Origin of the sequence: Mesonia mobilis DSM 19841, assembly GCF_000423405.1 — a bacterium.
Lineage (GTDB): Bacteria > Bacteroidota > Bacteroidia > Flavobacteriales > Flavobacteriaceae > Mesonia > Mesonia mobilis.
In genome coordinates this window covers 147,521-161,039 of the sequence record NZ_AUHX01000001.1, presented here as the reverse complement: position 1 = coordinate 161,039, position 13,519 = coordinate 147,521, and the positions used below count along the sequence as shown (strand labels likewise).

The window sequence follows — 13,519 nt, the reverse complement described above, 5'->3', positions numbered from 1 at the left end:
GCGTGGCTTCTCTCAATTAACCCAACAAATTAAACTCAATGTTACTGCCAACCGCCGCCAAGCGCTTGGTAGATATTCACTAAAGCATTCATCTGTTTCTTTTTAGTTTCTATTAATTCGAATTTAGATTCTAAAGCATCACGTTGTGTGAGCAAAACCTCCATATAATCTGCACGTGCATTTCTAAATAAACCATTAGAAATATCGATAGACTTGGTTAAAGCTTCTACTTGATGCGCAACAAGATCATAACTTTTTTCGAGATTATTAATTCTAGAAACCTTATTAGCAACTTCGATATATGCATTTAAAACGGTACGTTCATAATTATATACAGCTTGAACTTGCATTGCATTCGCACTATTGTAATCTGCTTTTATGGCATTTCTGTTGATTAAAGGCGCCGTAATATCTCCTGCTAAACTGTAGAGTAATGATTGCGGAGTTTTTAAGAGGTATTTCGCATTAAAAGCCTGATAACCTAAGCTTGCTGAAATGCCTAAAGATGGATAAAATCTCGCTTTCGCTACTTTTATATCTAACTCGGCAGCTTTTAAGTCTAATTCAGCCTGTTTTATATCTGGACGATTATCTAACATTGCTGAAGGAATACCGGTTTGAATATGCTTAGGAACCAAGTCTGTAAAAGCCGCAGAATTTCTCTCTATAGGTTGCGGGTAACGCCCTACCAAAAAGTTAATTCTATTTTCTGTTTCTACAATTTGCTGTTGAATATCAAATTGCAAGCTTTTTGTTTTCGCAACTTCAGCCTCAAAACGTTGTACAGCTAATTCTGTAGCTCTCGCGGCTTGTTTCTGCAATTTCACGATGCGAAGCGCATTGCTCTGAATATTGATATTTTGATGAATAATTTCTAATTGGTTATCTAGTGCTAATAATTCATAATAAGAATTGGCTATTTCTGCAATTAGATGGGTCACCATAAAATTTTTCCCTTCTACAGAAGATAAATATCGAAATACACTGGCTTTTTTCGCATTATGAAGTTTATTCCAAACATCGACTTCCCAAGTGGCGTAAGCACCTATTTGGTAATCGGGTAACGGATCTGGAAATGCTTCATTTTCTCTAATAATCAAGTTTTCTTCAACAGCACCATCACGTGTATATTTAGCAGCTTTTTCGATTCCGCCGCCGGCTTGTAAACCTATATATGGTAAATATTCTCCTTTTCTGGCGCGTACCTCATTCTGAGAAATTTGTATTTCCTGTAAAGTAATGTTTAGCTCTTGATTGTTTTCTAGTCCGACTTCAATCAAATTATTTAAATACGGATCGGTAAAAAACTCTTTCCAATTAATTTGCGCACTACTCATCGTGTCTTTTTGAGTACCCGCAAAAGCAGGAAGTGTATCCTGCGAATTATGAAAATTCGCAGGCACTTCTTTATTTGCTGTTTTCTTTACTAATGAAGGAACACAAGCTGTAAACATAAGTAGTACTAAACTTATGCTGAAGCTGTTTATTATTCTTTGTTTTCTATATCTATTCATCATACTCAAAATCTTCAGTTAATGGAGTTTCCTCTTCGAATTTAATTAGCGATTTTCCTTCGGCGAGACTGCCAAAAATGTAGTACAAACCGGGAACAATAATTACCCCGAAAACAGTACCGAAAAGCATTCCGCCTAAAGCTGAAGCTCCTAAAGTTCTATTTCCAACAGCTCCGGCTCCGGTAGCAACAATCAATGGAATTAAACCTGCGATAAAAGCAAAAGACGTCATTAAAATTGGTCGAAAACGTACTTTTGCACCTTCGATAGCTGCTTGTAAAATGCTTAAGCCTTCTTTGTGTTTCAGCACTGCAAACTCGACGATTAATACCGCATTTTTACCCAATAAACCGACTAACATAATCAAGCCTATTTGAGCATAAATATCGTTTTGTAAGCCCATTAATTTGAGTAGCATAAACGAGCCGAATACTCCGACCGGTAAAGAAAAAATAACGGTTAACGGAATAATGAAACTTTCGTATTGTGCGGCTAAAACAAAATAAACAAATACCAAGACGATCAAGAAAATATAGATCGATTCGTTACCACGTTGCGCTTCATCGTAAGAAAGACCTTCCCAAGCGATATCGTAGTTTTTAGGTAAAGTTTCTTCCGCTACTTCTCGAATAGCCTGTATCGCATCTGCCGTGGTATAACCTTCAGCAGGTAAACCGCGAATAGAGGCTGAATTATACATATTGAAACGCGTGATCTCGTTAGGACCTTGCATTTTTTTCAGTTTCATAAATGCTGAATAAGGAACCATTTCACCGTGTTCATTTTTTACATACATATTCAGTACATCTGAAGGTAATCGTCTAAATTTAGGGTCTGATTGTACATAAACTTTAAAGAAACGGTTGAATTTAATAAAACCTTGTTCGTACGTACTCCCGATTAGAATATTCAGATTTTCCATCGCATCGCCGATTGAAACTCCTTTCTGCATCGCTAACTCGTTATTAAATTCGAGTTCGTATTGCGGATAATTAGCAGCAAAGAAGGTAAATAAACCTTTAAGCTCGGGACGCTTTCTAAGATCTTCCATAAATTCTTGATTGATCTTATCGAAATCCTGATAATCGGTTTCGGTATTTTCATCTAACAAACGCATTGAAAAACCTCCTGAAGAACCAAACCCAGGAATTGCCGGCGGCTCGAAAAACTCGATAATGGCTCCTAAATCTTTCGATTTTTCTTCGAGCTCTTCCATAATTTCGGTTACCGTGTGTTCTCGATCTGACCATTTTTTAAGGTTTATTAAACACGTACCGGCATTAGAACCACGACCTTCGGTCATAATCTCGTAACCTGCCAAAGAAGAAACCGACTCGATACCTTCAACCTCTTCACAGATGGCTTGTAGTTTTTTAGAAACTTCGTTGGTACGTTCTAAAGTTGCTCCCGGTGGCGTTTGAATAATCGCATAAATAGTTCCTTGATCTTCACTGGGTACGAAACCTGAAGGCAAGACTTGACTTTCTAAATAAATACCGGCGCAGAAGGCAATTAAAATTCCGAAAGTAAGCCATCTTCTACTCACAATTCGCTTCAACACATTTACGTATTTACCGGTAAGTTTATCGAAACCACTATTAAACTTATCTAGGCCTTTGGTCAAGAGGTTTTGTTTTTTCTCTTTTCCGTGATTATTCTTCAGCAACATTGCACACAGTACCGGTGTAAGGGTTAAAGCAATTATGGCTGAAATTACTATTGAACTTGCCATTGTGATCGAGAACTGTCTATAAAACGTTCCTACCGGTCCAGACATAAATGAAATTGGCAAAAACACCGAAACCATGACCATGGTAATTGCGATAATGGCTCCACCAATTTCACCTAGCACTTGTTTTACTGCTAAATATGGGGAAATGTCTGGATGCTCTTCGAATTTTGCGTGAACCGCTTCTACCACCACAATCGCATCATCGACCACAATACCAATGGCTAACACTAAAGCAAATAGTGTGACCAAGTTAATTGAAATACCAAAAAACTGAATCACAAAAAACGCTCCGATCAAAGAAACCGGAACCGCCAAAATAGGAATTAAGGTGGATCGCCAATCGCCTAAGAAAATAAATACTACAATTGCCACTAAAAAGAATGCATCTCGAAGCGTATGCACCACTTGTTCGATGGAAGCGTCTAAAAACTGAGAAACGTCGTAGCTAAGTTTATAATCCATCCCGGGTGGGAAGTCTTCTCGCATATCTTCTAACTTGGCTTTTACTTCATCGATCACATCGCTTGCATTACTACCGTAACTTTGTTTTAAAACGATAGCTGCGGAAGGATGACCATCTAAATTGGAGTAAATATCGAAAAATTCGCTTCCCAACTCTACTCGACCAATATCTTTTAAATGTAAACTCTCGCCATCGGCATTTGCTCGAATAATAATGTTCTCGTATTGCTCCGGTTCGTTATACCTTCCTTTGTAAGTTAAAACATATTCTAAAGATTGTGCTTCGATACCCGAACTACGACCTAAACGTCCCGGGCGTCCTACAATACTTTGCTTTTGCATAGCTTCCATCACTTCATCTACAGAAACCTCGTAAGCTCTCATTCTATCGGGGTTTAACCAAACACGCATCGCATATTTACGACTCCCTAAAATATTTGATTTAGCAATACCTTTAATCCGGTTAATTTCAGGGATCATTTTTACATTGGCATAATTGTATAGATACTTTTCATCCATACTTTTACTTTTTGAATAGAGGTTAACGTACATTAACATACTCGGTTGGATTGGCGTAATGGTAACTCCTTCTCGTTGAACTAACTCGGGGAGCAATGGCATTACTTTATCGACCCTGGTTTTCACTCGGACGACCGCATCGTTAGGATCTGTTCCCGGTTCAAAAATTACTCGTAACGTAGCTTCACCGGCACTGGTAGCATCGGTAGCAATATACCGCATTCCTTGTACTCCGTTAATGGAGTTCTCTAAGGTAATTAGGGTTGATTTTACTAAAACATCGGCACTTGCTCCCGGATATGCCACGAAAATATTTACCGTGGTTGGAGCAATCTGCGGAAATTGTGATATTGGCAATTGTTTGATTGCCAGCGACCCCATAAAAACTATTATTATTGGAATAACGATAGCAAATACAGGTCTGTGTATAAATCGTTTAAACATGATTTTTAAATTTTAAGTTGAATTATTCTGCGTATAATTCTAAATGTGCGATCACCTCTTCAGGCTCTTCAAAATCAAACTTTATGTGATCGCCATCTCTTACTTTTCTAATTCCTTCGAGTAGAATTTTATCATCTACGGTTAAACCGTCACTAATTAGATAAACATGTGGTAATTCAGCTTGTACACTAATTTCTCTAGCTTCTATTTTACCTTCTTCATTTACCACATAAGCATAATGCTTGCTCAATACCTCGAAGGTTGCTTTCTGCGGAATGAGTAATGCGTTTTTATAAGGAATTTTAGTAAGAATACTTCCGGTTTCTCCGTGTCTCAACAGTCCGTCCGGATTAGGGAAGTTTGCTCTAAAAGCGATGTTACCGGTTTCGTTATTAAATTCACCTTCAATAGTTTCTACAACTCCTTTTTGGTTATAGATTTTATTGTTTGCCATTAATAATTCTACCTCTTTCTTTTCTTCTGAATTTTTATTCGACTTGTAATCTAAGTATTCAGCTTCAGGAACATTGTAATACACCCACATTTCACTATTATCTGAAAGTGTAGTTAGCAAATCTCCTTCATCTACTAAGCTTCCCAACTTTAGGTGTAAACGGTCTACAATACCATCAAACGGTGCACGAATGGTAGTAAATTCTAAATGAACATTTGCCAGGGCTAATTCTGCATTTGCTTTATCGTAATGTGCTTTTGCCATCGCTAATTCGTTTTTGGCCACTACATTACTATCGGCTAATACTTTTGTATTTTCATATTCTATTCTAGCAAAATCTGCTTCAGCTTTTGCTTTTTGCTGCTCTGCTTCGTAAAGTTTAGGCATGATTCTAAACATTAACTGCCCTTTCTTTACAAAATCACCTTCATCTACATAAATATCTTGCAAATAACCGCGCTCTTGTGCTCGAATTTCTATATTTCTTATCGAACGCACCTGCGCCACATATTCGTTACTAATTAAGGTGTCTTTTCTAATCGGGCTACTCACTAAGTATTTCGATTCTAACTCTTCGTGGTGTTTTTTAGATTCACAGCTTGTTAAAACAATGGTACACAAGCTCATGAACATGAGAATTCTCCTCATCATGATTTACTTTAATTTAAAATGTTATTGGAAATTGAGAATAAGAATGAAGATCATCACGAAAGAAAACTGCGATCTTTAAACAATCGAGTTTTGTTCGTTAATTACTTCAGTCTAAAAGTTGAGAAAAGGTAAACCCAAATAAGCTGAAAAAGCCGGGTTTACTTAAAGTAAAAAATCATAACCTATATACGCAAAGTCTTATGTATAACGGGGTATGACTTGTTAGATTGGAAAATTGCTCGTGACTAGAAAAGCAATCGTGGTTTTGTTCTGAAAAATGATAATCAAGCAGAAAAGCATACAATAAAGAAGCTAATTTATGCTGTACTTGATCTGTAATTTTTTTTGAGGAAGAAATATCTTCTTCAAATTCTTCTTCGGTAACACGCTCTTCATATTCTTTGCGATGTTTTTCTGAGTCTGAAGAGCTTGAAGTAATAAACGCTAGATGATCATCGTCTGTTTGCGTTTTTGCTTCTTGCGTTAATTCATTTAAAGTAGTATCAAATAAATTAACAGAAAGTGCTGAAGTATTTGCATAGAGGTTAGCTACTCCTAATAAAAGAATAGTTAAAGACAATATATATTTTGAAAATGTCTTTCTCATTACGAATGCAAAATTAGAGCAGCGGTTTTATATAACCAAACTTTTTGTGCTATAAAAAAAGGCCTGAAAATTAAATATTTCAGGCCATTCATAAGTATTATCTAGTTAAGTACATTTTACGTCTTGCGTAAAGCTCGTAAAAATCGTCGTCTTTTAAATCTTTGATAAATAAGATACTTTCTCCTGTACTCTTCATCTCTGGTCCTAATTGTTTATTTACTTTCGGGAATTTGTTAAAAGAGAATACCGGTTGTTTGATCGCATAACCCTCTAATTGCGGATTAAATTCGAAATCTTTGATCTTTTTATCGCCTAACATCACCTTAGTTGCATAATTTACATAAGGCTCACCATAAGCTTTTGCAATAAACGGAACAGTTCTCGATGCTCTTGGATTGGCTTCGATAATGTAAACTTTGTCGTCTTTAATTGCAAACTGAATGTTGATTAAACCAACCGTATCTAATGCTAACGCAATTTTACGCGTATGATCTTTTATTTGCTGAAGTACTAAATCTCCTAAATTAAACGGAGGAAGCAACGCATTTGAATCTCCCGAGTGAATACCACAAGGTTCAATATGCTCCATAATACCAATAATATAAACATCTTCTCCATCGCAGATCGCATCTGCTTCAGCTTCGATTGCGCCATCTAAATAATGGTCTAACAGTAATTTATTGTTTGGTATTTTTCTTAATAAATCTACGACGTGCGCTTCTAATTCTTTTTTATTGATCACGATCTTCATTCCTTGACCTCCTAATACGTAAGAAGGACGCACTAAAATTGGGAAATCTAACTCATCTGCTAAAGCTAAGGCTTCATCTGCAGTTTCTGCCGTACCAAAATCTGGGTAAGGAATGTTATTGTCTTGTAATAATTTAGAGAAACTACCACGATCTTCAGCTAAATCTAAAGCTTGGTAGCTGGTTCCCATAATTTTAATTCCGTAGCGGTCTAATTTTTCAGCTAATTTAAGGGCAGTTTGCCCACCTAACTGAACGATCACACCTTCCGGATTTTCGTGTTTAATGATATCGTAAATATGCTCCCAGAAAACCGGCTCGAAATAAAGTTTATCTGCTACATCAAAATCGGTAGACACCGTTTCTGGATTACAGTTGATCATAATGGTTTCGTAACCCGCTTCAGAAGCTGCTAAAACTCCGTGAACACAACAGTAATCAAACTCGATCCCTTGACCAATTCGGTTAGGACCAGAACCTAAAACTACGATCTTTTTACGGTCTGAAACTTCACTTTCGTTTTCTACATATTTTGTACCATCGGCAGTTTCAACTTCACTTTCAAAAGTTGAATAATAATAAGGTGTTTGAGCTTCAAACTCTGCCGCACACGTATCTACTAATTTATAAACGCGATTAATATTTAATTCTTCACGTTTTTTATGAACTTCACTCTCTAAGCACTTCAGCATAAAAGCGATCTGGCGATCACCATAACCTTTTTGTTTTGCTTCGAGTAAAATTTCTTTATTAATGGTATCGATCGTATATTTAGAAGAAATTTCTTTCTCTAAGTGGTAAAGCTCTTCATATTGTTTTAAGAACCACATATCGATCTTCGTGATCTCGTGAATTCTACTTAACGGAATACCTAATTGTATTGCATCATAAATCACAAATACGCGATCCCAGCTAGCGTGAGTTAATTTATCGATAATGGTATCGTAATCGGTGTAACCTTTACCATCTGCGCCTAAACCATTACGCTTAATCTCTAAAGATTGTGTAGCTTTATGAAGCGCTTCTTGGAAAGAACGGCCAATACCCATTACTTCTCCTACCGCTTTCATCTGTAAACCTAAGGTTCTGTCTGATCCTTCAAATTTATCGAAGTTCCAACGTGGTATTTTTACAATTACGTAATCTAATGTTGGTTCGAATAATGCTGAAGTAGTTTTGGTAATCTGGTTATCTAATTCATCTAAGGTATAACCTAATGCTAATTTTGAAGCGATTTTTGCGATAGGATATCCTGTTGCTTTTGATGCTAATGCTGAAGAACGAGATACACGCGGATTAATTTCGATAGCGATAATGTCTTCTTTATCGTCTGGGCTTACCGCAAATTGCACGTTACAACCTCCTGAGAAATCACCGATACTACGCATCATTTTAATGGCCATATCACGCATTTTCTGGAAAGTGGTATCACTAAGCGTCATTGCCGGCGCTACAGTGATCGAATCTCCTGTATGAATACCCATTGGGTCCATATTCTCAATGGTACAAATAATAACCACATTATCATTTTTATCGCGAAGAAGTTCTAGCTCATATTCTTTCCAACCCATCATCGCCTTATCGATCATCACTTCGTGAATTGGCGAAACTTCTAGACCTCTAGTTAACATCTCGTCGAAGTCTTCTTCTTTGTAAACAATTCCGGCTCCTGCGCCTCCCAGGGTGTAAGAAGCTCTAATTACTAGCGGAAAACCAAATTCTTGTGCAATCTCTTTTCCTCTTAAAAAAGAAGTTGCTGTTGCTTGTGGAGCCATTGGAACATCTATTTTGCCCATTAACTCTCTAAATTGTTCTCTATCTTCAGTAATATTAATTGCATTAATATCTACCCCGATAAGCTTCACATTAAAATCTTCCCAAATACCTTTTTCATCTGCCTCGATACAAAGATTTAATGCGGTTTGCCCACCCATCGTTGGTAAAACAGCATCGATTTGCGGATGCTCTTTTAAAATTTCGATAATCGATTTGGTGGTGAGGGGTTTTAAATAGACATGATCTGCCATCGACGGATCTGTCATAATTGTTGCGGGGTTAGAATTAATAAGAATAGTTTCTATCCCGTCTTCTCGCAGAGAACGTAGGGCTTGTGTACCAGAATAATCAAATTCACAAGCTTGACCAATAATAATTGGTCCCGATCCAATAATTAAAATACTTTTGAGGTCTTTGTTTTTAGGCATCTGAAAAAATATATTAGTTTGGGTTACAAAGTTAAGATACGAATAGGTATAAAAAAAGGCGTTACGATAAGTAACACCTTAATATTTTAAATCACTAATAAATCATATTAGTGTTTGTGTCTGTTTTCTGAAGATACAGAAAGTTTCTTTCTTCCTTTTGCTCTTCTACGTGCAAGCACTTTTCTTCCGTTAACGCTACTCATGCGCTCTCTAAATCCGTGCTTATTTTTTCTTTTTCTCTTTGAGGGTTGAAACGTTCTTTTCATTTTAAAATATCTTTAAATCTTCTTAAGTATCTTCGTTGTTTTGTATAAGAGAATCTCTTTTTTAAAACTGCGGGCAAATATACAATATCTTTTAACTCTTCCAAACGGATTTTTAAATAATTTTCTAATTGTTTTTTTTACCTTTGCGGCTCCAAAAAAATTACACACATGTTCAACAAAAATATAAAATTAGTTTTAGCTGCAGCAACCATAGGTTATGCTATTTATCAATTTATTGAAAACAATATAGGTAATGGTATTTTACTTATTTTATTAGCGGCAGTTTTTATCTTTTTATACTTTAAGAATGAATTAATTTTATTGGCCTTCCTTAGATTGAGAAAACAAGATTTTCCCGGAGCTAAAAAATGGTTAGATAAAATTTCTAATCCGGAGTCTGCCTTGGTACAAAAACAACAAGGTTACTACTACTACCTTCATGGACTTATGGTTTCTCAAACCAATATCACTCAAGCTGAAAAATACTTTAAGAAAGCAATTAAACTTGGTTTATCGATGAGTCAAGATTTAGCCATGGCAAAGCTTAATTTGGCAGGTATTGCGATGACTAAACGACGTAAACGTGAAGCGCAATTATTACTTAAAGAAGCTAAAACGCTTGATAAACACGGTATGCTCAACGAACAAATTAGAATGATGAAACAGCAGATGAAGAAAATCTAACGCTGTTAAGAAATCTTCAATTTAAGCTGAAGAAATTTATTCTTTTGCCAATTTTTCAAAATAATAGATAAATTTTAATATCTTTATATTAGTATTTTTGATTTTTTGGCGTATGAATAAATTAATACCCATAATCTTTTTTTGTTTCTCTCTGTTTTCTGTTAACGCTCAAGACGATAAAACTTATTTTTCTGAAGCCGTTGGTTTACACATCAAAGGCTATAAGAAAAAAATAAGTAAAGCGTATCGTTATGAGGATGTGAACCGAGCAAACTTCCTATTTGACTCCCTAGTTAACCACTGTTTAAAAGGTTCCTATATCGATAACTTCAGTATTAATTGTTTGGGCAAAAATAAAAATTGCTTTAACGATTATGAGAAACCGATATTTTTATTAACCTATGCTTCGTGGTGTGTTCCCGGTAAAGGAGAAATACCGGCCTTAAACGAGCTTTCCAGAAAATACGAAGATCAAATAGATTTTATTGTTTTGTTTTGGAATAAAAAAAGTGAAGTAAGAAAAGTAGCTCGTGAATATGATAATTCTATCGATATTGTTTATGTAGATGAATTAGAAAATCGCGATGCCTATATTGTAAAAACCATGAAACATTCGCTAGGTTTCCCAACTACATTTTTTATAGGTTCTGATAAGCAAATCGTAGATATTAGTAGAACCGTGATTTTACCATACAATTCTTCATACGAAAAATCGTACACGCTTAATTATCAAAATGTTTCTGAAGGAGTTTCGCAAATTTTAGAACACGAAGAAGAAATTCTAAATAAAATAGAATTCAACATTAAGTAATGTTATAATAATGGCGCCCAAAGCCTGCTAAACGATTCTTTTACTTTCTCCCAAAAGGCGCGATCTTCCCAGTCTTCTATATCTACCTTATCACAATGTTCAACGTCTTCTTCAAAAATTTCTTTCATTTTTTTGCTAATTCCTTCATCGTAGAAAATTGCCGTAATCTCGAAGTTAATTTCAAAACTACGATAATCCATATTTGAAGTTCCTATGGTTGAAAGTAAACCATCGACCACCATTGTTTTGGCGTGAACCATACCTTTACAATAATGGTAAACTTTTATGCCCGACTCTAATAATTCTTGTATGTAAGAATTTGTAGCGTATTTTGCAGCCCAAGAATCTCCTTCTTTCGGAATTAAAATTTCTATATCGACTCCTCTCCTACTTGCGGTTTTCAGCGCTGTAAGCATTTGATCGTTTGGTATAAAATAAGGTGTGGTAATTCTTATGTAATCTTCGGCTCCGTTGATGGCTGTAAAAATAGCTTCCATAATGTGCGGATAGTCTGAATCTGGACCACTCGCAGCAATTTGCACAGGAATATCTCCACATTTTTCTTCAACTTTCGGGAAAAAATCGTCGGTAATTTCGATTTCTTGTTCAGAAACAAAATTCCAATTCAATAAAAAATGAGATTGAATCGATTTTACAACATTTCCTTTTAACCTAGAATGTGTATCTCGCCAATAGCCGGTGTCGTTAGGATTTACATATTCATCTGAAACATTTACTCCGCCAACGTAACCAATAATCCCATCGATCACTACGATCTTTCGATGATTTCTATAATTGAGTTTTCGGGTTAAATTAGGAAACCAAACCGGCATAAACGGGAAAATCTCTATCCCGGCTTCTTTCATTCGTTTGATGGATTTATTGGTAATACCACTCGCTACATAATCATAGTTTACCCGAACATCAATACCGTCTTTTGCTCTTTTAATAAGTGCTTCGATAAATTTAGAACCAATTTTATCGTCGTTAAACATGTAATATTCAACGTGAATATGGTTTTTAGCTTCTTCTAGATCTTTAAAAAGAGATTCAAATTTCTTTTCACCATTAATAAGGATTTTTACATCGTTACCGAAGATGAGTGGTTTTTTTTGATTATTCTGAAGCAGTTTCACAACGTTAACCTTATTATGAAGAAAATCTGATTGATAATTCTCTAACCGATAATCATTCAGCATTAATTTCTTTTCCCATTTTTTAACTGTTTCATTATAAAACACCTTTTTACGTTTAAACATTTTATCTTTTCGGTATTCTTGACCAAAAAAGTAGTAAATCAAAAGGCCTAAAAACGGCAAAACGACCAGTGCCAAAATATAAGACACGGTCGTTATGGGATTTCTATTATTCAGTATGATAAATATTGCCGTACCAATGGCAATTACATAGTTGATAATAATTAAGGTTAAAAAAATATTATTCTGTATAAATTCTAACATTATGGTTGGTAAGTGTAAACTCCTTTTTCCGGAATTTTAATTTCGTACAACTTACGAGATTTATTGTTAAGATGTGCTTCTCTTAACCAAGGATTATGAATTTTTAATATTTTATAATTAATACCGAAGTCTTTAGCAAAACGCGCAAAGTCTGTAACGGCGGTATCTACTTCAACATTTTGAGTAGAAATTGGTTGGTATAGGTGTTTTTCTTCAAAATTGAAACCGTACTTCTCTGGATTGCTTAAAATTTCTTTTAAAGCCAAAATTCTAAACACATACCTACCGGTTTCTTCTCCTAAAAGTAAGTCGTAATAATCGTTTACATCTTGACGTTCTTGTTGTTTGCTAATCCCATAATTTCCTGCGTTGTAAGCTGCTGCTGCGAGTGTCCACGAACCAAAACGTTCTTTAGATTCCTGTAAATATTCGCAAGCTGCTTGGGTTGCTTTTTCAATATGGTAACGTTCGTCTACATTATCGTTAACTTCTAAACCGTGTTCTTCTGCAGTCGCTTCCATTAACTGCCAAAAACCCGTTGCGCCGGCCGGTGAAACGATTTGTGTTAGTCCGCTTTCTGCAATTGCCAAATATTTAAAATCGTCCGGGATTCCGTTTTTCTTTAAAATTGGCTCGATGATCGGGAAGTATTTATGCGCTCTTTTAATGAGCAATAATCCGTTAGATTGCCAATAGGTATTTACCAACAATTCACGATCCATACGTTCGTGAATATCGGGATTTTCAACAGGAACTGCTTCTCCTGCAAAATTTATATTTTCAGGTAGCGATAAGGCATAAACGTTATAATCTTTAGTTGCTTTATCGTTTTCTTCTTTTGTCGTACTTATGGCGTTAGAACCTTCAGTTTGTATTGAGCTTACCGCCTGAATACCTAAACCTGCAATCGCCACTACACCAATAATCATTAATCCGTTCTTTATTTTCTTCATCTTCACAAT

The 13,519-nt window shown here is 35.7% G+C and carries 10 protein-coding genes; 2 read left to right on the top strand and 8 right to left on the bottom strand.

What is annotated here, in order from left to right; genetic code table 11:
• Positions 1-41 precede the first annotated feature (41 nt).
• From G551_RS0100650 to rpmH, 6 genes are all read right to left on the bottom strand, one after another.
• Complete coding sequence (locus G551_RS0100650; RefSeq protein WP_229797292.1) at positions 42-1,454, bottom strand: TolC family protein; 1,413 nt, start codon at positions 1,452-1,454, stop codon at positions 42-44.
• 52 nt (positions 1,455-1,506) lie between these two features.
• Complete coding sequence (locus G551_RS0100645; protein ID WP_027883749.1) at positions 1,507-4,671, bottom strand: efflux RND transporter permease subunit; 3,165 nt, start codon at positions 4,669-4,671, stop codon at positions 1,507-1,509.
• A 22-nt stretch (positions 4,672-4,693) separates the two neighbouring features.
• The gene (locus tag G551_RS0100640; RefSeq protein WP_027883748.1) at positions 4,694-5,773 is read right to left on the bottom strand and encodes an efflux RND transporter periplasmic adaptor subunit; all 1,080 of its coding nucleotides are present in this window, start codon (positions 5,771-5,773) and stop codon (positions 4,694-4,696) included.
• 178 nt (positions 5,774-5,951) lie between these two features.
• Positions 5,952-6,383: a hypothetical protein gene (locus G551_RS0100635; protein WP_156876726.1), complete on the bottom strand. Its 432-nt coding sequence runs from the start codon at positions 6,381-6,383 to the stop codon at positions 5,952-5,954.
• Between the two features lie 97 nt (positions 6,384-6,480).
• Entirely contained in the window at positions 6,481-9,336 is a 2,856-nt protein-coding gene (gene carB / locus G551_RS0100630; RefSeq protein WP_027883746.1) for a carbamoyl-phosphate synthase large subunit, read from the bottom strand.
• Positions 9,337-9,443: 107 nt separating this feature from the next.
• Positions 9,444-9,602: a 50S ribosomal protein L34 gene (gene rpmH / locus G551_RS0100625; protein WP_027883745.1), complete on the bottom strand. Its 159-nt coding sequence runs from the start codon at positions 9,600-9,602 to the stop codon at positions 9,444-9,446.
• 168 nt (positions 9,603-9,770) lie between these two features.
• Here rpmH and G551_RS0100620 point away from each other — a divergent pair, with 168 nt between their 5' ends.
• Both G551_RS0100620 and G551_RS0100615 read left to right on the top strand, forming a co-directional pair.
• A complete protein-coding gene (locus tag G551_RS0100620; RefSeq protein ID WP_027883744.1) occupies positions 9,771-10,286 on the top strand; it encodes a tetratricopeptide repeat protein in 516 nt (171 codons plus the stop codon).
• A gap of 112 nt (positions 10,287-10,398) precedes the next feature.
• The gene (locus G551_RS0100615) at positions 10,399-11,097 is read left to right on the top strand and encodes a TlpA family protein disulfide reductase (protein WP_027883743.1); all 699 of its coding nucleotides are present in this window, start codon (positions 10,399-10,401) and stop codon (positions 11,095-11,097) included.
• Positions 11,098-11,099: 2 nt separating this feature from the next.
• Here G551_RS0100615 and cls read toward each other — a convergent pair whose 3' ends face one another.
• Together cls and G551_RS0100605 are read right to left on the bottom strand one after the other, a co-directional pair.
• Positions 11,100-12,557 (bottom strand): cardiolipin synthase, encoded by a 1,458-nt coding sequence (gene cls, locus G551_RS0100610; RefSeq protein WP_027883742.1) that lies wholly within the window; start codon positions 12,555-12,557, stop codon positions 11,100-11,102.
• Positions 12,557-13,510 carry a lytic transglycosylase domain-containing protein gene (locus tag G551_RS0100605; protein WP_027883741.1) on the bottom strand — a complete coding sequence of 318 codons (954 nt, stop codon included), beginning with the start codon at positions 13,508-13,510 and terminating at the stop codon, positions 12,557-12,559. The genes cls and G551_RS0100605 overlap by 1 nt, the downstream gene beginning before the upstream one ends.
• Positions 13,511-13,519: the final 9 nt, after the last annotated feature.

Excerpts from the sequence above, each read along its gene's own strand:
- G551_RS0100650 (WP_229797292.1), bottom strand. The coding sequence starts at position 1,454 with ATGTTTACAGCTTGTGTTCCTTCATTAGTAAAGAAAACAGCAAATAAA.
- G551_RS0100635 (WP_156876726.1), bottom strand. The coding sequence starts at position 6,383 with ATGAGAAAGACATTTTCAAAATATATATTGTCTTTAACTATTCTTTTA.
- carB (WP_027883746.1), bottom strand. The coding sequence starts at position 9,336 with ATGCCTAAAAACAAAGACCTCAAAAGTATTTTAATTATTGGATCGGGA.
- G551_RS0100615 (WP_027883743.1), top strand. The coding sequence starts at position 10,399 with ATGAATAAATTAATACCCATAATCTTTTTTTGTTTCTCTCTGTTTTCT.
- G551_RS0100645 (WP_027883749.1), bottom strand. The coding sequence starts at position 4,671 with ATGTTTAAACGATTTATACACAGACCTGTATTTGCTATCGTTATTCCA.
- G551_RS0100605 (WP_027883741.1), bottom strand. The coding sequence starts at position 13,510 with ATGAAGAAAATAAAGAACGGATTAATGATTATTGGTGTAGTGGCGATT.
- rpmH (WP_027883745.1), bottom strand. The coding sequence starts at position 9,602 with ATGAAAAGAACGTTTCAACCCTCAAAGAGAAAAAGAAAAAATAAGCAC.
- cls (WP_027883742.1), bottom strand. The coding sequence starts at position 12,557 with ATGTTAGAATTTATACAGAATAATATTTTTTTAACCTTAATTATTATC.
- G551_RS0100620 (WP_027883744.1), top strand. The coding sequence starts at position 9,771 with ATGTTCAACAAAAATATAAAATTAGTTTTAGCTGCAGCAACCATAGGT.
- G551_RS0100640 (WP_027883748.1), bottom strand. The coding sequence starts at position 5,773 with ATGAGGAGAATTCTCATGTTCATGAGCTTGTGTACCATTGTTTTAACA.